This is a genomic window from [Pseudomonas] carboxydohydrogena (assembly GCF_029030725.1).
GTDB lineage: Bacteria > Pseudomonadota > Alphaproteobacteria > Rhizobiales > Xanthobacteraceae > Afipia > Afipia carboxydohydrogena.
In genome coordinates this window covers 3,180,539-3,206,664 of sequence record NZ_CP113162.1, presented here as the reverse complement: position 1 = coordinate 3,206,664, position 26,126 = coordinate 3,180,539, and the positions used below count along the sequence as shown (strand labels likewise).

At 58.1% G+C, this 26,126-nt stretch carries 26 protein-coding genes and 1 tRNA gene; 10 read left to right on the top strand and 17 right to left on the bottom strand.

Features of this window, described 5'->3' with window-relative positions; all coding sequences use genetic code 11:
- Positions 1–2: 2 nt before the first annotated feature.
- Entirely contained in the window at positions 3–704 is a 702-nt protein-coding gene (phoB, locus tag AFIC_RS15515; RefSeq protein ID WP_275247105.1) for a phosphate regulon transcriptional regulator PhoB, read from the top strand.
- A gap of 104 nt (positions 705–808) precedes the next feature.
- Here phoB and AFIC_RS15510 read toward each other — a convergent pair whose 3' ends face one another.
- Positions 809–2,017, bottom strand: a complete 1,209-nt coding sequence (locus AFIC_RS15510) for a DUF3775 domain-containing protein (protein ID WP_275247104.1) — start codon at positions 2,015–2,017, stop codon at positions 809–811.
- Between the two features lie 626 nt (positions 2,018–2,643).
- Between AFIC_RS15510 and AFIC_RS15505 the strand changes: the two genes are divergently transcribed.
- Positions 2,644–3,054, top strand: a complete 411-nt coding sequence (locus AFIC_RS15505) for a hypothetical protein (protein ID WP_275247103.1) — start codon at positions 2,644–2,646, stop codon at positions 3,052–3,054.
- Positions 3,055–3,247: 193 nt separating this feature from the next.
- Here AFIC_RS15505 and AFIC_RS15500 read toward each other — a convergent pair whose 3' ends face one another.
- Genes AFIC_RS15500 through AFIC_RS15490 form a run of 3 tightly spaced genes read right to left on the bottom strand, consistent with a single transcriptional unit; the run spans position 3,248 to position 4,977 of the window.
- Entirely contained in the window at positions 3,248–4,114 is an 867-nt protein-coding gene (locus tag AFIC_RS15500; protein ID WP_275247102.1) for a rolling circle replication-associated protein, read from the bottom strand.
- A gap of 7 nt (positions 4,115–4,121) precedes the next feature.
- Complete coding sequence (locus tag AFIC_RS15495; RefSeq protein ID WP_275247101.1) at positions 4,122–4,412, bottom strand: hypothetical protein; 291 nt, start codon at positions 4,410–4,412, stop codon at positions 4,122–4,124.
- On the bottom strand, positions 4,396–4,977 hold the full coding sequence (locus AFIC_RS15490) for a hypothetical protein (RefSeq protein WP_275247100.1): 582 nt from the start codon (positions 4,975–4,977) through the stop codon (positions 4,396–4,398). The genes AFIC_RS15495 and AFIC_RS15490 overlap by 17 nt, the downstream gene beginning before the upstream one ends.
- Positions 4,978–5,296: 319 nt before the next feature.
- On the opposite strand from AFIC_RS15490, the gene AFIC_RS15485 reads away from it, so the two are divergent.
- Both AFIC_RS15485 and AFIC_RS15480 read left to right on the top strand, forming a co-directional pair.
- A complete protein-coding gene (locus AFIC_RS15485) occupies positions 5,297–6,460 on the top strand; it encodes a PGN_0703 family putative restriction endonuclease (RefSeq protein ID WP_275247099.1) in 1,164 nt (387 codons plus the stop codon).
- The gene (locus tag AFIC_RS15480; RefSeq protein WP_275247098.1) at positions 6,453–6,794 is read left to right on the top strand and encodes a DUF2958 domain-containing protein; all 342 of its coding nucleotides are present in this window, start codon (positions 6,453–6,455) and stop codon (positions 6,792–6,794) included. The genes AFIC_RS15485 and AFIC_RS15480 overlap by 8 nt, the downstream gene beginning before the upstream one ends.
- A gap of 213 nt (positions 6,795–7,007) precedes the next feature.
- On the opposite strand, the gene AFIC_RS15475 is transcribed toward AFIC_RS15480, so the two are convergent.
- Complete coding sequence (locus AFIC_RS15475; RefSeq protein WP_275247097.1) at positions 7,008–7,244, bottom strand: helix-turn-helix domain-containing protein; 237 nt, start codon at positions 7,242–7,244, stop codon at positions 7,008–7,010.
- A 168-nt stretch (positions 7,245–7,412) separates the two neighbouring features.
- On the opposite strand from AFIC_RS15475, the gene AFIC_RS15470 reads away from it, so the two are divergent.
- The 4 genes from AFIC_RS15470 (at position 7,413) to AFIC_RS15455 (ending at position 9,795) form a co-directional block, all read left to right on the top strand.
- Entirely contained in the window at positions 7,413–7,994 is a 582-nt protein-coding gene (locus tag AFIC_RS15470; protein WP_275247096.1) for a DUF4339 domain-containing protein, read from the top strand.
- A 73-nt stretch (positions 7,995–8,067) separates the two neighbouring features.
- On the top strand, positions 8,068–8,781 hold the full coding sequence (locus AFIC_RS15465; RefSeq protein ID WP_275247095.1) for a PP2C family protein-serine/threonine phosphatase: 714 nt from the start codon (positions 8,068–8,070) through the stop codon (positions 8,779–8,781).
- Between the two features lies 1 nt (position 8,782).
- Positions 8,783–9,412: a hypothetical protein gene (locus AFIC_RS15460; RefSeq protein ID WP_275247094.1), complete on the top strand. Its 630-nt coding sequence runs from the start codon at positions 8,783–8,785 to the stop codon at positions 9,410–9,412.
- Positions 9,409–9,795, top strand: coding sequence for a hypothetical protein (locus AFIC_RS15455; protein ID WP_275247093.1), 387 nt, complete (start codon positions 9,409–9,411; stop codon positions 9,793–9,795). The genes AFIC_RS15460 and AFIC_RS15455 overlap by 4 nt, the downstream gene beginning before the upstream one ends.
- 165 nt (positions 9,796–9,960) lie before the next feature.
- Here AFIC_RS15455 and AFIC_RS15450 read toward each other — a convergent pair whose 3' ends face one another.
- The 12 genes from AFIC_RS15450 to ccmA all read right to left on the bottom strand — a co-directional run bounded on the left by AFIC_RS15450 (position 9,961) and on the right by ccmA (position 22,174).
- Entirely contained in the window at positions 9,961–11,130 is a 1,170-nt protein-coding gene (locus AFIC_RS15450; protein WP_275247092.1) for a Wadjet anti-phage system protein JetD domain-containing protein, read from the bottom strand.
- Position 11,131: 1 nt separating this feature from the next.
- Entirely contained in the window at positions 11,132–14,611 is a 3,480-nt protein-coding gene (locus tag AFIC_RS15445) for an SbcC/MukB-like Walker B domain-containing protein (RefSeq protein ID WP_275247091.1), read from the bottom strand.
- A complete protein-coding gene (locus tag AFIC_RS15440; protein WP_275247090.1) occupies positions 14,604–15,335 on the bottom strand; it encodes a DUF4194 domain-containing protein in 732 nt (243 codons plus the stop codon). The genes AFIC_RS15445 and AFIC_RS15440 overlap by 8 nt, the downstream gene beginning before the upstream one ends.
- Entirely contained in the window at positions 15,322–16,770 is a 1,449-nt protein-coding gene (locus AFIC_RS15435) for a Wadjet anti-phage system protein JetA family protein (RefSeq protein ID WP_275247089.1), read from the bottom strand. The genes AFIC_RS15440 and AFIC_RS15435 overlap by 14 nt, the downstream gene beginning before the upstream one ends.
- Positions 16,771–16,926: 156 nt before the next feature.
- Positions 16,927–18,441 (bottom strand): site-specific integrase, encoded by a 1,515-nt coding sequence (locus AFIC_RS15430; RefSeq protein ID WP_275247088.1) that lies wholly within the window; start codon positions 18,439–18,441, stop codon positions 16,927–16,929.
- A gap of 85 nt (positions 18,442–18,526) precedes the next feature.
- Positions 18,527–18,616: transfer RNA gene (locus tag AFIC_RS15425), tRNA-Ser, on the bottom strand.
- 182 nt (positions 18,617–18,798) lie between these two features.
- On the bottom strand, positions 18,799–19,164 hold the full coding sequence (locus AFIC_RS15420) for a ComEA family DNA-binding protein (RefSeq protein ID WP_275247087.1): 366 nt from the start codon (positions 19,162–19,164) through the stop codon (positions 18,799–18,801).
- Positions 19,165–19,313: 149 nt separating this feature from the next.
- Positions 19,314–19,904: a DsbE family thiol:disulfide interchange protein gene (locus AFIC_RS15415; RefSeq protein ID WP_275247086.1), complete on the bottom strand. Its 591-nt coding sequence runs from the start codon at positions 19,902–19,904 to the stop codon at positions 19,314–19,316.
- Positions 19,901–20,080: a heme exporter protein CcmD gene (gene ccmD / locus AFIC_RS15410; RefSeq protein ID WP_275248757.1), complete on the bottom strand. Its 180-nt coding sequence runs from the start codon at positions 20,078–20,080 to the stop codon at positions 19,901–19,903. Before ccmD ends, AFIC_RS15415 begins: the two co-directional genes overlap by 4 nt.
- 11 nt (positions 20,081–20,091) lie before the next feature.
- On the bottom strand, positions 20,092–20,823 hold the full coding sequence (locus AFIC_RS15405; protein WP_275247085.1) for a heme ABC transporter permease: 732 nt from the start codon (positions 20,821–20,823) through the stop codon (positions 20,092–20,094).
- 83 nt (positions 20,824–20,906) lie between these two features.
- Complete coding sequence (gene ccmB / locus AFIC_RS15400) at positions 20,907–21,575, bottom strand: heme exporter protein CcmB (protein WP_275247084.1); 669 nt, start codon at positions 21,573–21,575, stop codon at positions 20,907–20,909.
- Positions 21,572–22,174 (bottom strand): heme ABC exporter ATP-binding protein CcmA, encoded by a 603-nt coding sequence (gene ccmA, locus AFIC_RS15395; RefSeq protein WP_275247083.1) that lies wholly within the window; start codon positions 22,172–22,174, stop codon positions 21,572–21,574. Before ccmA ends, ccmB begins: the two co-directional genes overlap by 4 nt.
- Positions 22,175–22,392: 218 nt before the next feature.
- On the opposite strand from ccmA, the gene acnA reads away from it, so the two are divergent.
- Both acnA and AFIC_RS15385 read left to right on the top strand, forming a co-directional pair.
- Positions 22,393–25,113 carry an aconitate hydratase AcnA gene (gene acnA, locus AFIC_RS15390; protein WP_275247082.1) on the top strand — a complete coding sequence of 907 codons (2,721 nt, stop codon included), beginning with the start codon at positions 22,393–22,395 and terminating at the stop codon, positions 25,111–25,113.
- A 124-nt stretch (positions 25,114–25,237) separates the two neighbouring features.
- The gene (locus AFIC_RS15385; RefSeq protein WP_420833347.1) at positions 25,238–26,011 is read left to right on the top strand and encodes a DUF1223 domain-containing protein; all 774 of its coding nucleotides are present in this window, start codon (positions 25,238–25,240) and stop codon (positions 26,009–26,011) included.
- Positions 26,012–26,126: the final 115 nt, after the last annotated feature.

The window sequence follows — 26,126 nt, the reverse complement described above, 5'->3', positions numbered from 1 at the left end:
AAATGAAGGCACGCATCCTTGTCGTTGAAGACGAAGAATCTCTCACCACCTTGCTCAAGTATAATCTCGAAGCCGAGGGATACTATGTGGAGATATCTACCCGAGGCGATGAGGCGGACGCGCGGCTAAAAGAATATCTGCCAGATCTTCTGATTCTCGATTGGATGCTCCCCGGGCTTTCGGGCATTGAGCTTTGCCGGCGGCTTCGCAGTAACCTCGAAACTAAAAGCCTTCCCATCATTATGTTGACGGCTCGCGGCGAAGAGAGCGAACGAGTTCGGGGATTGGCAACTGGTGCGGATGACTACATCGTTAAGCCATTCTCCGTCCCCGAAGTTCTGGCGCGGGTGCGGGGGCTGCTCCGCCGCGTAAGCCCAAGCCGAATGGCTACTATCCTCTCGTATGGCGATATTGAGCTGGATCGGGAGAGGCGCCGAGTGGCACGAGCAGGTTCTCCTGTCGATCTTGGCCCCACGGAATACCGCCTGTTGGAATTTTTTCTGGAACATCCAGGACGAGTATTCAGCCGAGAACAATTGCTTGACGGGGTTTGGGGCAGGGATGTCTACATCGATGAGCGAACGGTGGATGTTCACATCGGCCGCCTTCGAAAGCTACTGAACCTGAATTGCGATCAAGACCCCATCCGAACAGTACGAGGCGCGGGATACGCCCTCGACGACCGTTTTGCGCAAGCCAGTTGATTGTCAATGGCTGAGTAAAGTCTTCCAATCTTATTAAACTAGGATGCAATCTAGATTGTATTCTCGTGCGGGGAGTGCTGAGCGAGCTGCGGGATTGCTAACGCTCAATTGGTTCGGATGGCTTGCAACTTGGCCGCAAGCGATGGCCGTCCTACTTCCCGCAAACCGATGATGACGTTATCGAGCAAGGTGGCCTTCGTCATGATGTGGTAGATGCCCTCCCAGCGCGACGTCGCCTGCTTATGCTTCTCTATCGCCTCTGCCAGCATGGCATCGTAATATTCGCCGAATTCGCGGTCGCGACCGATGTAGAACACGACCTCAATGTCCGATATTTCCTCGCCGGAAAGATTGTCTGTGATGACGCCGATCAGCTCCTGCGTGAGGCGTCGGTTCTCATCCATTTTCTCCCAGTCGCGGTCGAAATAGTCGAACCCAAGATCGTCGGAGCTATCTTCGCGCGGCGGATTGGCTTTGGCCCATTGCTCAAACGCAAACACCGCTTTCTCGTCTGACAAGTAAGTCAGCGGGGTTTCGATACCGACCAGCGTTGCAAGCGCCCTTGAGCTGCGAATCTGGTTAACTGCGTCGGAGAATTTGTGGCTACTGAGCCCGAATTTTGCGCGAACAGCAGCCTTCTTGTCGTTAAAGCTATCGCTGACCCAAGTGTCATGATTGCCCAGCATCGCGGCGATGGTCTTAAGATCCTCGCGCGAGCAGCCTTTAGTGTGGCTGCCGGTGCGGCGCTCATCCACGAGGGCGATGACACGGTACTTTAGACTTGTCAGGATGCCATTCATCGTCTCGAGACTTTTGCGAACGTGAGGCAAGTTGACGATCGCAAGTTTATCGAGGCTCTTTTTACCGTCACGATTGGTTGGATAACGCAACTCCTGACCATCATCGTCGATCTTTGCTAGGCTGACGACGTAAGGCTCGATATCTGTAACCAGTTGCTGAAGCGTGGTGTCGCCAGCATTGGCGTCTCGCAGATGCTTCCAGTGCGATAGTATGTCGTGATCAGGAATGTGCCTGCTCGCAATCATGCCGGTCTCATGCAATCGGTTGATCGCAAACTTCAGTGATAGTTCAAGCGCGTGCCGGCCGTTGTAAAGAATTGGCATGGCCAGCGTATCGCGGCTTGCCACGAGCTTCTTATCGAGGACCGCCGAAGCCAGCTCAAGCGCAGCTTCGATATAGCCATCGACATAATTTTGCTCATTGCCCTGGATGCCCACACAAGCGTTCCATTGGCTATCGTGAATTGTCTCGAAAAATGGGTCGATAGCCGCGGTGGGCTTGGATTCAGTCATATTGTTTGAGTCTCTTCCTGGTCGTGTAGGCTGGAGAAGGTAGCGTCGCTCACAACCCTAGCAAATTACAGCGCATCTGAATGAATGCGCTGCCGTGGCAGGCTAAATTTCTCAACACTGACGATCCTTCGCACCAACAGATTATCCCGTACAGAGTTGGCGCTATATGGCGCGAATATAGCCAGCCCCCAATGGGCTCCGCGCTTCTGGCTAATCAGGCTTTTGAAGAGATCGCGGATGAGGCGAAGGGCATCGCACAAGCTGAGGGCGTAAGTCCAAAGCAGGAGTGGGCAACGTGACTTCGCGACCCACGGTGGAGTTTCTGGATTGACGGATGTGTCCGGAAATTTACTCCGTCAGATGAAGCGGCGAATAAAGGTCGACCGGCTGACCCCGGCCTTCCCGTAGCAGGGTTTCGCTTATCCAACGGCTCACCGGCGGCGCGGCTCCGTTTTCGAGCGCCTCTGTCGAGACAGCTTCGCCTCTCAGGCGAAGCTGTGACCCTTCGGGCCACAGATCAGACTTCCAGCAACGCTCACCATTTTCGATCGAAGCGATGCGGTGGCGATGCAGCTCAATTGCCTTGCATATCCGAGATCGAACATTTTCTCATGCCGGAGACAATCATGACCTGCAGTAACGAATGGCTACATCGGACGATCAACCGTATCGAAAATGTCTTGGCTTCGTCCTTACCCCGTTGGGAAAGCATTTTCCTCCACTCTATTCTCCAAAAGCTCGAGGACTATGGGACGGCTACCTATCTATCCAACCGCCAGCACGAAGCATTGGAGCGAACCCTCCTCATCCGCGAAGGGCAACAATCGCGGCGTCGATCTACGCCCGAGCAGACCGTCCAACGCGCCACCTGCTTTCCGGCTAGGGAGAAACTGAAGCAACGCAATACTGGTATCTCTGCTCATTCTGGCGAGCCAACTCGCCCGCAGGCACCCGACGCGATCGATTTGACCACCGCGATCAACGATCCAGGTACGCTTCCAGCGATTGATCCTGCATCCATTTTGCTGAGGGACTGACCTCGCAAAAATCGCGCTCCCTAGGAGAGGAGACGATAGTATTGCTGAAATGATTCATAGACTTATACAGAGCCATCTGTAGTTTGGAGCAAACCCCAGGTTTTCCCGAAGTCCGTCGCGAACTACAGAACCGGACAAAAAAAGACGCCGCCAAAATATTGAGCGGCGCCTTTCGTCGGCAGATCGGTTTCTCTTAGAACGGCGGCAACTCCAAGTCCTCTTCTACAGCGGTGGGCGCCGCCATCACCGGCACCGCCGTGGAGGTGCTGATACCCGTCACCCGCGCGAACAGATCGTCACCGTAGAGCTTGCGGACGTCACGGCAGCCGTCTTCGTAGCGGGAGCGGAAGGGCTTGCGCGGTGACGCCGGAAAGCGATGCCGTACGCCGGAAATATCAATGACGCCGCCGCGTTCGGCAACATCGACGACACCACCGGGAATTCCGCGCGCGCGCGCCGAACGATCGAGACTGCGAGAACAGCCAACCCGTTGCTTCATGTCAATCACGCCAGGGTCGCGCCAAGCAACAGGTATGAGATCACCAAGATATACGGTGCGGCCGTCGACCGAGCTGCGAGCATCCTGCACCACTTGTTGCCGGTCATAGCCTTTGCAGATGTATCCTACCTTCCACCAGTGAAGCCACATCGTCTCGATGGGCGGCGTGCTCACCATGAGGCCACCGCGGCCGCAGCGGCGGGTGTAGCTGGCCGCCCAGACCTTGAACTCGTTCCGGTAGATATTGGGTACGAATAGGTTCAGGTGCGTATGCAGGCCAACGCGCGCTCCACGTTCGTGGCAGTAGATATAGGCCATGGGTACGGTACGGCGGGTTAGCCAATCACGCAGGCATTTTTCGAAACGCTCGAAGGCCGCCTGCACCTCCTCCGGTGCCTGCACGCCGAAGTCCCGCCACGTGATCGTGACCGACGTGTCGAGGCACAGATCGAACGCGGCGGCGAAGTCCGCGGCGGCGTACACCGCAGCAAACTCCGCCTCCGAAATGAAACGGGACGGCTTCGCAGCCGTCCCGAAGGGGTTGTCGTTGAACAACGTCATGACCGGATCAAGGACGATGGCCGCCGCAAGGGCGGTGGCGCCCGCGGCGAAGACCGGTGCTGAGGAACACGTGTTGCCGGCGCTTTTGCTCCTGCTCGGCTTCGTACATCACCGCTCGCTCATAGTCCTCTTCATCATCGCCCCAGACAGCACGCATCACCTGCGCGCTGTAGCCGTCACCAAGACGAGGAAGGTCATTGAGGTCTTCAAGAGCCGGACCACCTGCCTTGCAGAGAGCTAGGGCGAGATCGTCCTTGTCGGCGTACTCGCCGCGCACGTGCTTAAAAGGTGACTTCATAGATGTCCCCATTCTTCGACAAGATGGTGACATCCCAGAGCGAGATGCCGAACGCTTCCCACAGATTGCAGGGATCCTCGACCTTCGGACGGCGCGCCGGCGGACCCTTGTACCAGTTCGGGTAACGCTTCACGCCACCCACCCAAAGCTGCAAGTTGCCTTGTACAATGGCACCGAACCAACCGGCATCAGCTGTCGACTTAATCAGCGTCTCGACGCGCTCGACGCCGTTCGATCGGACGTTCAGCGCGATCAAGATCAGGGCGAGCTCGTTCTTGTCCTCGATGGCCTCGAGTTCTTCGATGGTCGGCTCGATCTCGATACAGGGACCCTCGAATTTATCGAGCACACGGCGGATGTACCGGCGGCGCGGAGGCAAAAGCTCGTGGCCGCGGCCATCAGCACACATGGCTTCGACCGTGCCCGGAGCAACGACATCGCCAAGAAGCGTCTGGCCGAGTGCTGCCTTCACCTCCTCGACGTTGTAGGGATCTTGAACTACCGGAGTAGGATCAAGTTTGATCCATTCATCGAACGAACGACGCTGTTCGGCCGCTTCATCCATTGACCAAAACACTGGTACAGGGATCATTTTAGGCTTGAATTTGCGGTGTCTATTTACCGTTTTAGGCGCAGAACACATTGAGAAAACTCCAACTAAATAAGAAATGAGCGGGCCGCCCATCTCTAATTCGCTAGTAGCTCTCTTCGTCAGACTTACAATTATTTCGGTTTCACTATTGAATCTTGCAGGCCTAGAGCTATTAACCCATGCAGGGTCTTCATGTGCAAAATCGGCTGACTAATTAGCGTCCCGCCTTCTGCAAACATTTCGGCAGTACGCTTGAATCTTCGATGGTCACAACCATCGGAGACGCCTCCTAATGTCCAAGTCGAAATTTCATCCAACGAAACATCGCAGCGAAAATACTTTTCTTAGGATTCCGTTCGTCAGCGACACCGTCGCCAAGCATTACGACTCACACTGCATGATCGACTCGCGCTTCCGTCGCGCTGCACGACTACTGCAGATTTTGTGGATGCGCGATCAAAGCATTCCCAACGCGGCAGTCGAAGAGCGCGGCGCTCACCTCGGCTCTTACCTGCGCGCCGACGCCGCCGAGGACGGCCTTAACTTCATCTCGCCTCAGGTTCATCTGCTCGCGCTTCGTGAGCTTCTGCTCCGTGAAGAAGACGCAGCGATCGACGAAGACCGTCTGATCACCAACACGTTGAGCTCGATGCCGCTGGTATTCAACGCGTTTGGGCCGCTCGCACTCGACACGAAGCTTGCGACGTCCGTGTTTTGCCAGCTGCTGCCTGACTTCGTTCATTCGGTCGAGCGAATCGCATTTGAACACTCACCTGGCCGGCGCGACGAACGATTCCTTTCGGATCGCAGCGCTTTCGATGCAGCGGTGCACGTTGTAACCCCCGAGGGTGAGACGGGCATTGTTTATGTCGAGGTAAAGTATTCGGAGGACATGGCCGGGCCATGCGCCCGTTGGCGGGATCGCTACGACGAAGCCCTGCAAGAGGTCGGCCTCTACGAAAATCCCGCCAGCGGCATCCTTCGTTCGCCCCCGCTCGAGCAGCTGATGCGTCTGCACATGACCGCGCAATTAGCTGTCAGTCACCGCATTACTCCTCGCGCCATGTTCATCGCCATCGGGCCGCGCCTGAACCGGCGCGCGCAAGCAGCGTTCCGCGTCTACGAAAACGAGTTGCTCCCGCTGAATGATAGCGATCCGACGCGGGTGCGTTTCCAGCACTTCACGTTGGAATCCTTCATCGATGCTATCGACGTTGCCGGCGATCAGGAAACCGCTGACAAGCTCTGGACCCGATACTGCGATTTCCGGCGGGTCTACGATGCCGCGCTGGCAGTCATCGCTCCAAAGATGGATGCTTCTTCGAATTCGACCTCATCCAGCGAGGGCACTCCGGCCGAAACTGGAAAACGAAGATCTTCGCCTCGAGGTGCGCGCTCAACGCGCCGGACTTCCGCGGCCCAGACTTCGGAGCCGTTGGAGGCTACTCATGGCTGAGAGGGATCTCCTGTCTGTCGAAGACCGGGTCAGGCTTCTGGTGAATGCGCTCGCCGACGAAAAGGACCATGAGCCGGTGGTTAAGCTGTTCACGCCGGACGGCAACGCAACCTGGCTCTTGACCGAGGCGGACCCCGACAATCCCGATTCTTTGTTCGGATTGTGTGACCTTGGCCTTGGCACGCCCGAACTCGGTTACGTTTCCCTGGCAGAGCTCGCTGCTCTCAGAGGATTGCTGGGGCTGCCGATCGAACGCGATCTGCACTTCGTCGCCGATAAGCCGCTTTCCGCTTATGCGGAGGAGGCGAGGCTCAAGGGTCGTATTACCGCCTAAAGACGAATGGCGGTGGTGGTCTCATGGCCACCACTGTCTCTCTAACCGGGGCCGCAAATGCCATTGTTTCGCAATTTCTATACTTGCTATCGCTGCGGATACGATTGGCAGGATGTCTGGTCCGCTACCTGCGACGACGATTGCCCGAACTGCGGGGCTAGACATGTGTCCCCGACACAGAGCGAAGACGCGGAAAACCAAGAAGCGCCTTAGCTATCGCCTATTCAGCTTCTTCACGACTTCAGCTGGGTCAAAGCCGATGATGCGGCCTAATTCAATGAGCTCCACGACATCAATACGACGTTGACCGGATTCTAGATGAGTGACCCAAGATTGATAGACCCCGAGCTTCTCGGCCAAGTCGATCTGCCGCAAACCAGCTTCTTTCCTAAGCCTAACCAACATATTGGCCAGCTTCTTTTGAAGCGGTGAAGTGATCGTCTTTGGCATCCAGCCTCCCGGAGGGGGCTAGAGACATAGAACTACTTTTCAGATACCGATAAATTAGGTATTTTAAACTTGAGGCGGTCGATCAGCTGCCCGGTAAATAAGTGTTTTTCCTAATTGAATTCCCGTCGCGGACATCCGCGTCGATCCGTTTGAAATTTGGGGGTTAAAGTGAGCGATACGATGCAGGGGGCCGGGACGGCCGCCGGAGAATGGTTTTTCACGGAGAATGGGCAGCGGAAGGGGCCATTCTCAGCAACCGCCTTGGTCGATTTGCTAGGGGCCGAAAAGGTCAACGGCGATACGCCAGTGTGGAAAAAAGGCATGTCGGAGTGGCAGCCACTCCGGGCCACCGATCTCGCCATTCATCTTCAAGACGCCCCGCCACCGGTGGCATCCTCTGAGATCAACAACGGCTTGGTCTGGACGATCGCGCTGGCACCGATCCCATACACGTTTCTGGCTGCCTATCGGGACCTTCAACTGGTCCAATTCCCTTATGAAAACCACACCTACATCAAACTGGCGACATTCCTTGTCCCGGCGGTCGTCAACGCTGTGCTCTGTTTGCTGGATGAACGACAACTGAAACGAGCCGGGTATGCCAACAATTGGCTGACCGTGTCGGGCATTCTGCTCGCGCCCGCATATTTGTTTCTGCGCGCCAAGCGACTGAAGCAAACCCCATACTATGGCTTTGTCTGGATCGCCCTTTTCGTTATCGGCACCATCCTGATCGGGACCGACCGGTAGCGGCCCTGCAATGTCCTGGTCTGTTGCGGCCTTCACGCACCGCGGCCTTGTTCGATCCTCCAATGAGGATGCAATGGCTATCGCCGGTCGAATCCTGACCGGCGATATGGACCATGTTCATCATCGTCATGTCGACGGAGACAATTGCCTTTTAATGGTCGCGGACGGGATGGGTGGACACACCCACGGGGCGCTGGCCAGCAAGACCGTGCTGGACCATCTGATTACGGGCGCTGAGCACCTCCTTGAACCTCAAAGTGCCGCTGCAGCAGTCGATGCAGCCAACGCGCGGCTGTATGCCGTGATGGCGGAGCACCCTGAGACTGGGGGGATGGGGACCGCGGTGGTGGGCGCGGTGCTCTCTGCCCAATCCGTGCTTGTTTTTAATGTTGGTGACAGTCGCTGCTATCGGTCCACGGAGGACGAACTCTGTCAGCTTAGCCAAGACGATGTTGCAAGCATCGCGAAGGATGCATCAGGCCACCGGCAATCCCATGCCGTCACCCAATGCCTGGGCGGCATTCCGTTCCAGTTGCCGCTGAGCCCGCACATCGCGGTTCATCCGCCGTTAGGCGTTGGTGAGACCCTTCTGCTCTGCAGCGACGGTCTAACCGATATGGTCGATGACGAAGCCATCGCTCATCTTCTCACCTGCGACGCTAGTCGCCTGGCCGATGCCGTTCGCAAGGTAGCCGGGGCTGCAATGAAGGCGGGCGGAGCCGACAATCTTTCGATTATTGCGGCGAGGACGATGCACTCCTCTCCGATTGCACAAAGGGACCTATGAAATGATGCTCCTTATCCGAGGATTGATGCCGATCGCCTTGTTACTTATCGGAGGCTACGAGACCGTCCAAGGTGCGCAAGTAATGGATGTTCGTGCCGCAATTCAGACTAGCAACTATGTCCAGGTCGGCTCGCGTTCTACATTACCGGCCAGACCACCTGTAGCCGGCGGAATGCAAGATGCCAGCGCAGTCAAATCCGTCCTACCGCTTCCGGATTATGAGCAACGCCTTAAATCCGGCGATCTCGACCTCAATGACATCGTCCAGGCCGAGCTTTACGCCTTTAATCCCGAAACACGGAAAGAAGACAAGGTCGGCATCGAGGTCCGGATCCTCGCTGTGCTGTGCGTCTACGGCCGCGGTCAATCCAAATGGTATCACGTCCGCGATCGCGAAGCGGTCCTGCGCTGCAAGATGGCCCCTGACAGGGATGGCCAAGTCGATGTCTTAAGCTACCGGTTCGTCCCGACCCATGCCTTCCCGAATAACTACACCAGGTTTCTGTTGGGCGGGATCAGTGTGAACGGACGACCGGTCGAGGACGTAGGCGCCATCTATCGCACCGCCTTCCGCACCCTCGCCGTGATGCCAGAACTGAAAGAGTTCATGAGCCAGGATGACGATCAATGACCCTGAGATATTTCCTGATCGGATGTGGGGCTGCGGTCGCCGTTGGTTCATCGGCTCTGGCTCAGACGCCTCCCGAATCGTTCCTCAAGAGTCCAATCGTACTGTCCTATCCCTCCGGCTATGGCGGGATGGGCTACGATGTCCAGCATCTAGCTGACGTCTGCAGTCGAGCCAACGGCACGGTGAGTTGGGAAGTCGCCAGTACCGACACCATTCTAACCTGCAATCGGCTGGACCCGCTCACCAACGGCCGCCTTATTATCCGCTGGTTGCTACGCACCGTTCATCAAGGCGAAGAGACCGGCACAGCTGTGATCGAAATCTCAGCCAACCAAGTCGTTCTCGACCGCGCGGCAATGGAGCAACTGATGTCGGGGCTTTAATTGAAGACGGTATTTTTCGGCTCGACAAACCGGCCGAGCCGCGCGCTGTCGGGCGGCATTGTCTTCAGGAATTAGGTGGCAGCCTCAAGTCCGCCAGCCGACCTGCCAATGGCGATAATGGAGAATGGGCCGCCACTCCTTTCATCGGGGTTCGCACTGCGGGGATCAGCCAGATTCGACGTTAGTAATGGGCTTAGGATCAGTCTTTTCCTGTTCAAGGAATTGAGCATCCTCCCCTCCCAAGAAAATAGCCAGCGAATGCCACGGGTGTCCTGGTAGCAAATCGATTTTCCGCGAAACCTTGGCGGGGGTTCCGTGCATACGCGCCAAGGCGGGATTCATGAGATGGGGCAGGACCGGGATCGGTAGAAGGGACGTCAAATGCAGTGCGATACGCAGGCCGCCTTCGTCGATGTCTCCCCAGTGATGGATACGCGTAATTCCTGGCCACCTTGAAATTGCTACCAATGTCGCTGCCACTGCCCTCGACGGGAAGCCACCCGTGTAGATGGCTACGTCATTGGCCTGCAGCGCTTCTCGCACATGCCGATTGAAGCTCGCGAGGTTTTCGATCGTGAGAATCGATCGGATCGTTCCGGCAGGTTTGATCTCCGGTGCTTGTTCAGGAGGAAGTCCCACGTAAGCTAGGTTCGCGAAATCCACGCCCGCGAGACGAACGGGACCAGCTATTAAGACAGGTTGCGAAAATTTCTCCAAGCCTAGGCTCGCCATAACCTCACTGTCGGACAGATCGGCATCAAGTTTTCGGATCTGCTTAAGGAAATTGACGATTCGCGATGCGTACCGTTCCAGGAGTTTTGTATTACCTGTAGTTTGCCCGGAGTAGGTTCGAAGATCACGTCGGTCCATCGGGTCACGCGCTAGAACGGCATCCAGAGCCGTGATAAATTCTACCGCCTGATCCGTCTGCTCAAGGCTAATCGAGAACGGCCGCTCCCCCCGCAGCCATCCGGCGACAATACTGTCTCGCGCCTCTACTGCGTCAGTGTGTTTTGGAACCACAGACGCCTGCAGTTGGTACACCGCTGCTCTCGCACGCTCGACTGCTGGAATCCTTCCAAGGAACTCGTAAAGGCGGACAGCATCTCTCAATCGGATGCGTTCGGTCAGGTGCCGCGCATCACCGCGGCCTTTGACCACGCTGATAGCACCTTGGCGTTCTGCGTCCGCAAGAAGCCGATCGAAGGCCGCACGCTCTGCTGCAGAAGGGAAATGGGCAGGCGCGCGTTCAGCCGGTTGGCGCGTACGGTTTGGGACACGCTCCACGCGGTCGAGAAGAATGTCCAGAATGTCGCGTGCCTTGCCTGCGCTCACGTTATTCGGCCGCCTTTTGCGTCGCTTGCTCGTTCTCCGTCCTGAACCATTCCACGCCACGATGCTCCGGATTGACCGCCTGCATCTCGGCCTGAGCTTTCGGGCCAATCTGTTCGGCATCGACGGCAACACGATCCGTGCCGCTCATGCGCGTCACGGAAATGATGCAGTCCACCGATTCAAGGAACGTCGCGCGGTGAATCTCGGGCGCCGCGATGACCAGTTGGAGCCCGAGATCGCGATAGAGTGTGATGAGATTCTGCGTATTACCGATATCCAACTTGTTAAAGGCTTCGTCAAAGGCAACCAAACCCATACCTTCGGTACTGCCCTCGCGTCCGCCTTTGGGGAAGTAAACGGACACCATGCTGGCGGCAATGGCTACATAATAAGGTGCCTGCCGCTGCCCTCCCGATAAAAGTCCGACCAACTTCGAGAACGCTTGTTGTTCACCGGCTTGATTTTCTAGGAAAAGTTCGAACTCGAAATAGTTCCGGTAGTCTTCTAGGCGACGCGTATCCTGATCGCGCGTAACAATCTCCTCCACTTGCGCCATTGCGCGCTTCATCTCGTCATCGGCCGTGCTCGCCTTATCCGCTAGCGCCGCAAATGATGCGTCCTGGCTTCCGATAATGCGCTTCACGAGATCGTAGAGCGGCTTAAAGTCCGCAGAGATATACCTTTTGAAAGAGTACTTCTGGCCTACGAATGAATATGCGGCGAGCCGCTTGTTCAAAATATCGAGCTGCGTCTTTATCTTCTCAAAGCGGTCGGACATTTTGGCGAGCAGGTCTTCCTTGAGCGCCGCCTCAAATTCATGACGGGCCTGAATGACCTTCTCGCGGTGGGGCCGGAGTTCATGTTCTTCGAGCCGAATCTCCCGCGCGGCGCACCAGAAGCAATGTTCCGCATGGCCGGCATCCTCCGGGAGAGGACTTGGGCCTTGAATATACTTCCGGACGTACTCACTAAATTCGCGCAGGGCACGCGTACCGTTGTCACGCGCGAGCCGCGCATACTCGTCGGCGGCCTGCCTTGCTTGATCGCGGCGCTCCGCGAGAAATCGCACCTCTTCACCGCGCTTCTGAAATACCTGCACACCCAGTGTCGTTCGAGCCTCGTCGATCGTAAAGTCGCCTGCCTCTGCGAAGGCGATCAGTTGCGTCATGCGATCGGTGGCTTGTTCTCGCTCGATTTCTTCAGCAGCGATGGACATCTTCGTGACGGATTCCTGGCGCTCCGTGATTCGCTCGCCGGCTCGAATTGAGCGCGTACTGCTTGTTCGTTCTTTTTCGCGCAACTCTGTTAGTTCTTTCTCGTAAGTGGCAGTCTCCTTTTCGATGCGCTCAATCTCCAGACGAAGGGCTTGGCTCTTGGAATCCTCGACCTGCTCCCGATCCTTCTGAAGCGCTATTCGCCGCGCTTCGGCCCGCTTGACGTTTTCTGCCGCTTCGCGCAATTGCGATACGATGTCTTCCTTGCGCTCGAGTCCCGCGAGGTACGTGACTGCGCTATCGAGCATCTTCAATTCCCGTTCCTTCTCGCTGATCTGGGTTCGAAGGAGCGCACATTTAGCTTGCGTGGAGGCCAACGCCGCAGTTTGCGCTGTCTTTCCAAGAATAGGACTGAGATCGCTAAATACCCGCAGTGAAAGCGCGGCAGTCGTCTTGCCGTTGCGCATAACGGCATGATCGGAACCCTGCAATTCCTGTTCGGTATCGGCGCGGACGTAGCGTCCGACTTGGGTATCGACAAAAACACGCGCGTCGATGTTGTCGGTCCGCAACACGTTTGCAATCGACCGTTGCGGCAGGGAGCGGTTTGAGGTGCGCCGAGTCTTGCGCGTATTGACGATCCGGCAACCGTGCAAGCTAGAACGGTGCCGCCATAGATAGTCAAACGCCCTTTCAAGCTGCAACTCCGGTACGATCAACGCCTCGCGGTTCGGCCCAAGAAGCATCTCCAAGGCGAGAGCCCACGATTCGTCGGCGATCTCCACAACATCTGGAAGAGCGCTGCTTTGAATGTCGTTCAGCGCCAGAGCATGCATGAATTGCCGCACATGGGGCGAAAGCACGCTTGCGCGCCCGTCATTCGTGCCGCGAAGCGATTGCTCTAGATTATTTAATTGCTGACGATCCTCGGCTATTTCCGCGATTCGGATATCGCGTTGCTGCGCAAGCGATGCACGGACCACTAGAATTGCCAACGCGCGGCGCGCCATGTCCGCCAGGGATTCGCTTTCAGCTACAAGCCGCTCCGTGGTCTGTTCACTGGCAGCTCGAACTAGCTCCGCCGCCGCCTGTATGGCACCATGATGCACAATCGGCACGAATTGACGTATCGCCGAAAACTGAGAGATGTGCCGAAATTCATTCATGGCGCTGTCGAATGATGCAATGGAGCGAGCTTTATCGTCGTTTGCAACCCGTTCCTCGACCTCGATAGCTCGAATCTTTGATGCGCCCTCACCGCCCGCGAGCATGGTCCGCTTGCGGATGACTTGGTCGCGGTTCTCCGATACGACGCTGTTGTGGTTGACGATCAGCCGATTAAGCGATGCATTCTCATGGTCGGCGCGCTCCTTTTCCTTCTCCAGCTCCCTGATCTCAAACTCCAGACGCATGCGCTCCGAGGCACTCGCAATATATTCTTCCGTTTGCGACTGCAGCGTCTGCCTCGCCCATGTCGCGAAGCGACTTCGAACGAGGCGCACGTCCTTGATTTCCATTTCAAGTTCTTCAGCGCGTCTTTCCATCGACCGCCATGTCTCAATGGACGAACGGATGCGTTCAACATTGAGAGGGTCAGCTTCAAGCACGAAGCGTCTCACAAAATCCGTTGGATCACGGATTTCCCTAGCCAGGACGGCATTATTAAAGCTACGCAGAAAGAGGCGCGCATCCGGTGATGAACGCGGCCGCATCGCGGCCAGGTACTCAGCGACGAATTGCGTCGATCGGGCGTGCACCGTAAGCGCTTTGCCGTGACTTTTCTTCAGCCGCTCGATGATTTCGTCATGGGACACAACGAACTCGTCGCCGTCTTCATCGCGCTCGATAAAATCCTCAAACGAGAAAGCGTAGCCCCGCGCGATGAATAGCGCCCGCGCCGACTCCGTTCGCTCGTTATGATCTGCGTGTAGGAGCAGGCCTATGGTCAATGGCTCATTCGTCACCGTATCGCGAAACGTAAGAGCAAGAATCGTCTCACACCGCTCACGCTTGGGTGCCCCGCGATCGAAATCACTCACTTGGCCAAGGCAATAGCTCAGGACCGTGCGGTCGCTTTTCTCGCCGGCAGAAGGATTGAGGTCGATGAAATTTCCGTTGTTGCCTGTAATGACCACTTGAACGCCGTCGAGGATGGCGCTCTTACCCGCTCCCGTTGGTCCAATAACAGCGATCATGCCGCGCACATCGAGGTCGAGAACCTCGAAAACGTACCAATTGTGGAACGAAAGGCGCGTGAGCTCATACATCAGGAGATGCCTCATCTGGATCGAGACGTTGCCGTTCCGAGGACGGTCCAGCCTTGTTCGGCACGGCCGATGAGTCGCGTTCACGCGCACTCCAAGTAAGGAACTCGTCAGGCGCTCCCAGTTCTATCCACTTTACAACAGAGGCGGCGAAGACATCATCGACAAGAATGCCTATGCCGGGGAGAACCGTAACCGGGGTAAGCCGCTCGACACGGTCCGCATCACGCAACAGAACAGCTCCTCGTCGCCGCAACGACTTCAGGATTTCTTCCAGTCGAGACTCAGCGGGCGGATCAGCCTTAGCGAGCGTCCGGATTCGGTCGAATATTTCGTCGGTGTTGGTCTCAACCCGACCGATTTCGTCCATAAGACCAGCGCGCAAACCTTCGTCATAGGTGACGCGCAACGCAAGCAGGACAAGCGTCTCGTCTTTCTTGAGACGCGAGAATTGCCAGCCGTACCGATTCTGGCCCCGGATCAGCGCGATCATTCCGGTCGGCGGCTCGATAACAATGCCGACCCCCATCGCACCGAAGTACCGCTCGAAAAATGTGTTATGACGGCGAATGAGGTCGTAGATTTCTCGCCGAAGCAGGCTTGTATCCGGATAAATGATCTGATGGGCAAGGAGCGCCTGAATCGCGGTTTCGATATCGGCCTTCTCGACGGGCGGATTGCCGCGCCGACCGTCAAGAAGATCGCGAAGTTCGTCAAGCTCCAGCATGCGACGCTACCTTTCCCACACGACGAACGACAAAATCGGGACATGAGATCCACTCATTCTTGAATTGTGTGGGCTTGATTTCGATCGCGTAACGCCGCGTCAGGGCACCGTCGCCGATCTGCTGCAAGGTACGGAGCCGCTCGAAAATGAAGAAATCATCTAGCGAGGAAAGAGGCATGTCTGCCGCTTGCAGCTCTTGTCGTTCGCCAAACGCGGTTTCGAGATAGGTCGCCATCTTAGCAGCCGTGATTGCCGTGCGGCCCCGATAGGCATCAAGCGCCGCACGATACGCAAGAAATGCTGGATCTGGTGCTTCGCGCCGGATTTTTAGGGGTTTTACCACTTCCCGCTCACGTTTGTGCTGATAGAGGTCCTCCCTGCCGATCACCACTTGTTCTGGAAGAAGGTTATGCAGGATGGATAACTCAAGCGAGGGGGGACCAACCAGATCGCCGAGCCTGGATAGTGCCTCGATCACACGTTCGGTCTTCGTCTCCGCAATGCGATCCATGAATCGCAAAGTATTGGAAATTCGTCGTTCAAGCCGCTGGTTCGTGGCTTCGATAATTTCGAGATAGTCCCCGATACGATCAAATACCGAGATTACATTGCGCAATTCTTGAGTAATTAGCGCATACGCGTCTTCAACACTCTGGCCGCGCCCCTCCTTGATGTAGGCTTCGGAGAGGACAGCCATCCTTATCTCGTTGGCGAGGATGCCCTCCGCTGTGTCGATGATCTTACGTCGGAACCGAAACGGATTGGTTGTGCTCTTCAGTCGCTTGAAATCTGAGATCAAGAAATGCTCGACGAAATCATCAAAGAACTTCCGGAAGAGAGTCCTCATATCGGTCTGGCCGATCAGCTCTTCTTCAATGTGCCGTATTGCGCTTGAGATCGAGCGCAAGTGATGCATGAAGGACTTGGCTGACCGCTCAGCGTTGCGGACGGCTTCGGACCTATTCTCGGGATCTTTATCGGCTCCTTCGAGCTGCAAAAGAACCTGCAAGACCTCACCGCCATAGGAGCGCGTTCGTCCTGCTTTTATCTCGAGTAGGGTTGTCAGAATGAGGCGTCCGTTAGCATTCATATCGACAACCCGGCGGTAACGGTCCCGAAATTCGGTTAGCCACCCCGTGTCGAGAAGCCGCCGGTACGCGACGATGGCCTTGGCATCTGCGGACTCGGCTGTTGCATACGGAGCTTCATCATCTAGTTGGACACTGCGCCCCTGACGGTCGATAAATTCCCGAATCGCCTGAGTCATCTCTTGTCGAGAGACGACGCCTGGAACGTCTCCGAAAACATCGCGGTCTATGTGCTCCAGAAGGTCGGCGTAGAACCAACGCGCCTCGCCAGAAAAAATGCGAAAGATATCCGGCGGTAAACCGCCAAATATTCGAGAGCGCGCTTCGTAGACTTCTTCCTCGGTCATGGAGCGTCCCTGATTAAGAAAATCGGCAGGCGAACGCGAAAGGATTAGTCGAGCTACCTATGCGGGCGAGTGTGAATAAAAACAACAAATACGGCAAGGCACAACAAACTAACAGCATCGAATGTTCGCCTTGGGTCAAAGGCCGACATGCGCTTCCTATTTCGGAAGATGCAGGATGGGAATTTTCGACAACTCGCGCATCATGGCCTCCGGTGGAAATTCGCCATAGGTGTCCGCTACAGTCTTGCGTCCATGCCCCGTCATGGCGTCCATGATGTCTCCGGCGAGTCCATGCCGTCTTCCCAGGGTTTTGAGTCTATGGCGCCACGAATGGTTTGGTGAAATGCGCTTATCAGTCAATCCGAGCAATCGGATCCATTTGCTCAGGGCTTTGGCGCCTGTACCACCGCGACTGTTGAACCGATCTGGCAGAAGGTCCGAAAACAGCGGGCCGCTTTTTACAGTCTCGACGAACTTTAGAAATCCTTCGCTCTTAAGAGCCGAGTGTATGGGAACGACGCGCTCAGAGTTTACGTTTTTGAGCGATCCCGCCTCGGCAGCGAAAGCGATGCAATAAATTCCATCGATTTTGCGAATGTCTTCGCGCCGGAGCTGACAGACTTCCGCAATGCGTGCACCGGTGTAGGCGCAAACCCAAGGCGCCCATCGTCGGTAAGGTTCTTTTTCTTTTCGGGCGGCGCTCAAAATGATCTTTGCTTCATCGTCATTGTAGCCACGACGCTTTTCAGAAGAGCGGGCTTTTAGGTCGATGTTGACACGGGTGCCGGGATTGACAGGAATTTTTCGGTTATCTGTTGCCCATTGCAGGATAGCCCGAACAGGCGCGAGCTTTCCATCACGTATAGTTTTTGCCTTGAGACCCTTCGCAAGAAGGGCTGCTTTCCAGCTGATGAGGTCTTCACTGCGAATCCGGCGGACATCATCATGCCCGAGATGTTCGGACAGCTCCTTCATCACCCGTCGCCAAACATACTCAGTCTTTTTGATGGGCTTCTTTTCGCTAAGCCAGCCCTTGATAACTTCTTCAAAGGGCAGTGGGGCGGCCGCTGCAACGGGCGAGATGATCCCGAGCGCGGATGGCGGGTTGGGTAGCGATAAACCTCGAAGATAGGCGTGATGCTCTTGGGCAACCCGCTGCAATTCCATTGAGGTAGCTTCAGCAATGCGTTGCCGATCGCCTGCTTCTGCCGAAAGGCCAGCAGCTTTAAGGCGCTCGTCAACGAGGTCGAAGCATAGCGAGCGCTGATCCATCTTCGCTGCCAGCTCTTTAGGAAGAGGCTGCATCACATCAAGGGAAAAAATGGTGGGCTTGGCCCAAAGGCTCGCACCGACCTCGATGTCCCATAGAAGTGTTTGATGCGGATTGGCACTCAAGTGACGTCGAACGTCACTGCCGATCTCATGAGCTTGATGAGCAATTTCTTCAGAGGTGAGAGCGCGTTTGCCGCGGCGTAGATTGGCCCAGCGTTCCTCAATCTCAGCGAGCTTGATCGCGTGAAGACGCTTTGCTTCCTGAGGCTCTCGCGTACCTAGACTGAAGCGCTCTTCGCGTTTGCCAACGATAGCTTTGAGATCGTCGGGGACGCGTTTTCGAAACCAGAAAAAGCCGCTGTCAGGATGCTTCCAGGGACGTGCCATCGAAAGTGCCATGTGTACCACCCGTGTGTACCAGTCGGGTGGCGAAAAGCCTATGACAATCAACGGCCTTTTGATTTTATTGAGTTTCTTACAGTGCTGGCGGAGAGGGAGGGATTCGAACCCCCGATAGGCTTGCACCTATGCCGCATTTCGAGTGCGGTGCATTCGACCACTCTGCCACCTCTCCGGCATTGTCCGGCGCGGGGCCGTCGGTCGGGCCGACTTTTAGGCGAGGTTCGGTCGAGACTCAAGCTGTCATGACACCCCGTTTTTAAGGTTTCCCGCCAGATTCGAGGCTCGATTCGCAGCAAAAGCCGCTTCTGGAGGCCCGGAAGCGGCTTTTGTGTTTTCGAGTGGTGGCCGGGGCCGTTATTTCTGCTTGGCGATGATATGTCCCTTGATCGCGGCATAGGTCTTTTCCGGAATGACCTTCTTGTGCACGAGGTCGTCCTTGCCCTTGTAAGGACGGTTCTTGATGATCGCCGCCGAATAGGCATCGCCGATGCCCTTCAGCGACTTGAGTTCGTCGGCGCTCGCCGAGTTGATGTCGATGAGTTCTTTCTGGGCGGCCGCCTTCGGCGCCATCTTGTCCGACTTTGGCGTGGAGACGGGCGCGGTTTTCGGCGCCATCGTCGTGCCGGGCGCCGGTTGCATGGATTGCGCGAACGAAGGCGTGGTGAGAAGACCGAGCGCGAGCATGGCGGCAGTCAGGGAAACGGACTTGAAGTATCGCATCGAAAGCGTCCTCCGGGACGGGGTTGGTAACGCCTTCGAGTGAGCGGACGATTCATGGCCGCGCTGTGGCCTCGAAATGAACGGCAGATAAATCGCAAAAATAATTTTTTGCTGAGCGCCGCGGATGCCGCAATGCTCGCACCGAGGACTTATGCGCCGGAGTGAAGCGCCTTTTCGATCTCGGGCTTGAGCACTGTTTCGAGATTGTCCGGTGTGATCGGGCCGATCAGCTTGAAGGCGATCGTGCCCTTGCGGTCGATCACGAAAGTCTCCGGCACGCCGTAGACGCCCCAGTCGATCGCGGCGCGGCCGTTGCCGTCGCTGCCGACCGCCATGAATGGATTGCCGTAGCGGCCGAGGAAGCGGCGGGCATTGTCGGGCGCGTCCTTGTAGTTGATGCCGACGAGACGGATGCGCTTGTCCTGTGCGAGATTCATCAGCAGCGGCGCTTCGTCGTGGCACGGCACGCACCACGATGCCCACACATTCACCACCGTCACCTGCTGCTTGAACGCCGCCGGATCGAGGCCGGGAACGGACACGCCGTCGCGGGTCAATTCCGCAACCGGCGGCAGCGGCGTCACGGGCGCGGGATGGCCGATCAGGGCCGAGGGAATGCGGGACGGATCGCCATCGCGAAGGCCAAACCAGAACATCACCGCGAGTCCGCAGAACACCAGAAGCGGCAGGGCAAGAAGCCAGGAGCGGCGCGCGCGAGGTGTGTTCTGTTCGGGTGTCATGTCTGTTCGGAAGCCTTGCCGGATCGCCGCGTCACGCCGCTGGCTTCAAGGCGGCGCAGTTCGGTCTGCTGGCGCCGATAATCCAGAGCGATGGCGGCAATCAGCCCGGCGACGACCAGCACGACCAGCGCGTAGGAGGTCCCGATAAAAACCGCATAGGGGCCAAGTGTGCTCATCCCAGGTGTGCTCATGATGTGCGTCCGTCGGCCTGCATCATTTGCAGGGTCCGTACCCGCCGCCGCAGGATCTCGTTGCGCATCGCGGCGAGATGCAGCGTGATGAACAGCAGGGTAAAGGCGATCGCCATCGTGAACAGCGGGATCAGGAAGGCGCGGTCGAGCGTCGGCCCGCCCATGCGGAACACGGATTCGCCCTGATGCAGCGTATTCCACCACTCCACGGAAAACTTGATGATCGGGATATTGATCGCGCCCACCAGCGTCAGCACGGCGGCGGCGCGTGCCGCGCGGATAGGGTCCTCCACCGCGCGCCACAGCGCGATCAGGCTGAGATACATTAGGAACAGGATCAGCACGGAGGTGAGCCGCGCGTCCCACTGCCAGTAGGTGCCCCACATCGGGCGGCCCCAGAGCGAGCCGGTCGCGAGCGCGAGAAACGTGAAGGATGCGCCGATCGGCGCCGCGGCCTTGGCGGCGACATCGGCCAGCGGATGCTTCCACACCAGCGTGCCGAGCGCCGAGACGCTCATCACCATCCAGACGAACATCGACAGCCACGCATTGGGAACGTGGATGAACATGATCTTCACGGTCGCGCCCTGCTGGTAGTCGTCGGGCGCGGTCCATGACTGGTAGAGCCCGAGGGCCAGCACAAGGACGGTCGCGACCGCGAGCCATGGCAGGACGCGGGCGGTGAAGGCCATAAAACGCGAGGGATTGGCGAGCCGGGCGAGGAACATGGCGGCGTTTTAGCGATGCGGCGGTAGCCGCGCAATGCGGTCCTTCGATAAGGCGGCTGGCTGAATCATATTTAATCCGGCCCCTAGTCCAGCCCCTGCCGCAGGCTGGCCGCGGCCGCGAGCGGGCCGATGATGAAGCCCGCGAGCGTCAGCGCGCAGAGAATGGAGAACGGTGCGCCGAACCGGCCCTGTTCCGCGATGGCGGCGTTGGAGGCCGCGACGCCGAAGATCAGCACCGGGATCGAGAGCGGCAGCACCAGCACCGCGAGCAGCAGACCGCCGCGACGCATGGTCACGGCCAGCGCCGCGCCGATCATGCCGGTGAAGGTGAGCGCGGGCGTGCCGGCGAGCAGCGTCAGCGCCACGAATAATGAGGTTTCAGGTTCGAGATTGAGCAGCACGCCGAGCAGCGGCGTGGCAACGATCAGCGGCAGGCCGGTGGCGAGCCAGTGCGCGAGGCCCTTGGCGAAGCAGCTCATCTCGAGCGGCATCTCGCTCATCAGCAGCAGGTCGAGCGAGCCGTCATCCTGATCGGCGGTGAACAGGCGGTCGAGCGTTAAAAGGCTCGCGAGCATGGCGCCGAGCCACAGCACGGCGGGGCCGATCCGCTTCAGGAGCGGCACGTCGGGGCCGAGCGCGAACGGCATCAGTACGACGACGCTGAGGAAGAACAGCACGCCGAGCAGGCCGCCGCCGCCGAGCCGCCATGAGATCCGCAGGTCGCGCTGGATCAACGCAAGAAAGGCGTTCATGCGCGCGCTCCCAGCCGCAATTCACGAGCGGCGATCCCGAGCGGGACATGGGTTGCGGCCGCGATCAGCCCGCCGCCGTCGAGATGCGATTGCATGATGGCGATAAAGGCCGATTGTCCTGCGGCATCGAGTGCCGTCGCGGGCTCGTCGAGCAGCCAGATCGGCCGCTTGACGGCGATAAGACGTGCAATCGACAGCCGCCGTTTCTGCCCCGCCGACAGGAAGCCCGCGGGCAGATGGCCGATGGCGCCAAGCCCGACCGACATCAGGGCTTGCTCGATATCCATTGCCGCGCCGCCGAGATAGCTCTGCCAGAAAGTCAGATTTTCACGCACGCTCAACGCGGGCTTGAAGGGATCGCGGTGCCCGAGATAGTGCGTCTGCTCGGCGAGCGTCAGTTCGGAAATATTTTCCGCATACTGGATGCATCCGCCGGCGAGCGGCAAAAGCCCCGCGAGGATGCGCAGCAGCGACGATTTGCCCGCGCCGTTCGCGCCGGTGATTGCGAGCGCCTCGCCGGCTGCGACATCGAAGCTCACGCCGGTAAAAACCGTCCGCCCACCCCTGGTACACGATATGTCTCGGCCGAAGAGCCCCATTAAAAACAACCCATTCCACAATCCGGGAAATCAGACACGCCGCTATTACAGAACCGCATGAGTCAAAGACCAATGTCGTGTGGCGCGCAGTCTGGAAAGATTCTATAAACCCGCGTCTGGTGCAGCCCGCAATGCCATACCGTGGAAAGCGGATGCCTCTTTAGAGGCGGCGGAGCGTGTTTGCGTGATGTCATCCTTTTAGATCGGGACCCCGCCTAATGCCCTCCCTCGACAGTTTCAAGAGCCGTAAAACCCTCAAGGTCGGAAGCAAGACCTACGTTTATTATAGCCTCCCGGCAGCTGAGAAGAACGGCCTGAAAGGTATTTCCAGATTACCTTATTCGATGAAGGTGCTCCTGGAAAATATGCTGCGCAACGAAGATGGCCGCAGCGTCAAGAAAGACGATATCGTCGCCTTCTCGAAATGGGCGCGGAAGAAAACCCTCCAGCATGAAATCGCATTCCGCCCCGCGCGCGTGCTGATGCAGGATTTCACCGGCGTTCCCGCCGTGGTCGATCTCGCGGCGATGCGCAACGCGATGAAGGCGCTCGGCGGCGACGCGCAGAAGATCAACCCGCTGGTGCCGGTCGATCTGGTCATCGATCACTCGGTGATCGTCAACTTCTTCGGCGATAACAAGGCTTTCGCCAAGAACGTCCAGGAAGAATACAAGCAGAATCAGGAACGCTACGAATTCCTGAAATGGGGCCAGCAGGCATTTTCAAATTTCTCCGTTGTGCCGCCCGGCACCGGCATCTGCCATCAGGTCAATCTCGAATATCTGGCGCAGACGGTGTGGACGCGGAAGGAAAAACTCACCATCGGCAAGAAGACCGGCACCTTCGAGGTGGCCTATCCCGACACGCTGGTCGGCACCGATTCCCATACCACCATGGTCAACGGCCTCGCCGTGCTCGGCTGGGGCGTCGGCGGCATCGAGGCGGAGGCCGCGATGCTCGGCCAGCCTTTGTCGATGCTGTTGCCCGACGTCGTCGGCTTCAAGCTCAAGGGCAAGCTGAAGGAAGGCGTGACTTCCACCGACTTGGTGCTGACCGTGACGCAGATGCTGCGCAAGCAGGGCGTGGTCGGCAAGTTCGTCGAGTTCTACGGCCCCGGCCTCGACCATCTCTCGGTCGCGGACAAGGCGACCATCGGCAACATGGCGCCGGAATACGGCGCGACCTGCGGCTTCTTCCCGGTCGACAAGGCCGCGCTCGATTATCTCAAGACCTCGGGCCGCAAGGCCGATCGCGTGGCGTTGGTCGAGAAATACGCCAAGGCGCAGGGCCTGTTCCGCACCGCGGCCTCGGCCGATCCGGTGTTCACCGAAAAGCTCGTGCTCGATCTCAAGGACGTCGTGCCGTCTCTCGCCGGCCCGAAGCGGCCGGAGGGGCGCGTCGCGTTGCCTGCGGTGGCGGAAGGTTTCTCCGTCGCGATGGCGAACGAATACAAGAAGCCCGAAGAGAATGCGCGCTTCCCGGTCGATGGACGCAAGTTCGATCTCGGCCATGGCGATGTCGTGATCGCGGCGATCACCTCCTGCACCAACACCTCGAATCCGAGCGTGCTGATGGCGGCGGGTTTGCTCGCGCGCAAGGCGGCGGCCAAGGGCCTGAAGGCGAAGCCGTGGGTGAAGACCTCGCTTGCGCCGGGCAGCCAGGTTGTCGCGGAATATCTCGCCAATTCCGGCTTGCAGAAGGATCTCGACGCGGTCGGCTTCAACCTTGTCGGCTTCGGCTGCACCACCTGCATCGGCAATTCCGGCCCGCTACCGGAGGACATTTCCAAGTCGATCAACGACAACGGCATCATCGCCTCGGCGGTGCTGTCGGGTAACCGCAATTTCGAGGGCCGCGTCTCGCCGGACGTGCAGGCGAATTATCTCGCCTCGCCGCCGCTGGTCGTCGCCCATGCGCTGGCCGGTACGGTGACGAAGAATCTCGCCGTCGATCCGATCGGCACCGGCAAGGATGGCAAGCCGGTGTATCTCAAGGACATCTGGCCGACGACGAAGGAGGTCAACGCCTTCATCAGGAAGTTCGTCACCTCGACGATCTTCAAGAAGAAATACGCCGACGTGTTCAAGGGCGACACCAACTGGCGCAAGATCAAGACCACGGCGAGCGACACCTATCGCTGGAGCATGAGTTCCACCTACGTGCAGAATCCGCCTTACTTCGAAGGCATGAAGATGAAGCCGGAGCCGACCACCGATATCGTCAACGCACGCATCCTGGCGATGTTCGGCGACAAGATCACCACCGACCACATCTCGCCCGCGGGCTCGATCAAGCTGACCTCGCCTGCCGGCAAGTATCTGTCCGAGCATCAGGTGCGCCCGGCCGACTTCAACCAGTACGGCACGCGCCGCGGCAACCATGAAGTGATGATGCGCGGCACCTTCGCCAACATCCGCATCAAGAACATGATGCTGAAGGGCGCTGACGGCAACATTCCGGAAGGCGGCCTGACCAGGCACTGGCCGGACGGCGAGCAGATGTCGATCTTTGAGGCCGCGATGAAGTACCAGCAGGAGAACGTGCCGCTGGTGGTGTTCGCGGGCGCGGAATACGGCAACGGCTCCTCGCGCGACTGGGCCGCCAAGGGCACGCGTCTGTTGGGCGTGCGCGCGGTCATCACCCAGAGCTTCGAGCGCATCCATCGCTCCAACCTCGTCGGCATGGGCGTGCTGCCGCTGACCTTCGAGGATGGCGCATCGTGGGCTTCGATCGGTCTCAAGGGCGACGAGCAGGTATCGATCCGCGGCCTCGCGGGCGATCTCAAGCCGCGTCAGAAGCTCGTGGCGGAGATCGTTTCGAGCAATGGCTCCAAACAGGAGGTTCCGCTGCTTTGCCGCATCGATACGCTCGACGAACTCGAGTATTATCGCAACGGCGGCATTCTTCAGTACGTTCTGCGCAATCTCGCTGCGGCGTGATGCCTTTACGGCACACAACGAACTGTGAAGTGGCTCACCGCGACGTGAGTGGCGAGTGCCCTGCAAGAAAGCCTAAGACGAGGCGAATTTGCAGCGGTATCGCCGCTTCGTTTGAGGATTGCAGGTGACGTCTTTCGAGCCCATCGCCACACTGGCCTTCCGGCGCGCATCATTGTGCGCCGGAGCCGCGGTGATCCTCGGCACGCTGCTGATGGCAAATCCCGCCGCCGCCGGCGATCCGCGTGGGGTGGTGGAATTGTTCACCTCGCAGGGATGCTCGTCCTGCCCGCCCGCCGACAAGCTGCTCGGCGAATTCACGAAGGACCCTTCGCTGATCGCACTCAGCCTGCCGATCGATTACTGGGATTATCTCGGCTGGAAGGACACGCTGGCTGATTCGCGTTTCTCTGCGCGGCAGAAAGCCTATTCCGCGGTGCGCGGCGATCGCGACGTCTATACGCCGCAAGTGGTGGTCAACGGCGTGAGGCATGTGCTCGGCAGCGACCGCAAGGGCATCGAGACGGCGATCGAAAAGAGCCACGGCGAGCATGGCATCATGAGCGTGCCGGTGAAACTCTCCAGGGAAGGCCACTACCTGAACGTCTCGGTGGCGGCATCCGCCGGTCATTACGCCGAAGTGTGGATCTGCGCGGTGTCGAAAGCGGTTCCAATCACGATCGGCCGTGGCGAGAATAGCGGCCACCAGATCGTCTATCACAATGTCGTCCGCAACGTCCTCAAGGTCGGCGACTGGGACGGCACGGCGAATACGTGGTCGGTGCCGCTGGAGAACATCTCGCGTGAAGGCGTCGATGCCGCTGTCGCCTATGTGCAGGATGGCACCCGTGACAGGCCGGGCCCGATGTTAGGGGCGGCCTATACCTCGCTGGCCAATTGATCCCCCATAGCCGCAAGGCCATTGCCGCGCGGGCGTGAAGCCATGCGGGCGAAAGGCTGTGCGATTCGTTCAGGCAAAATAAAAGGGCCGTGAAAGCGGCCCTTGAGTCGTTTCC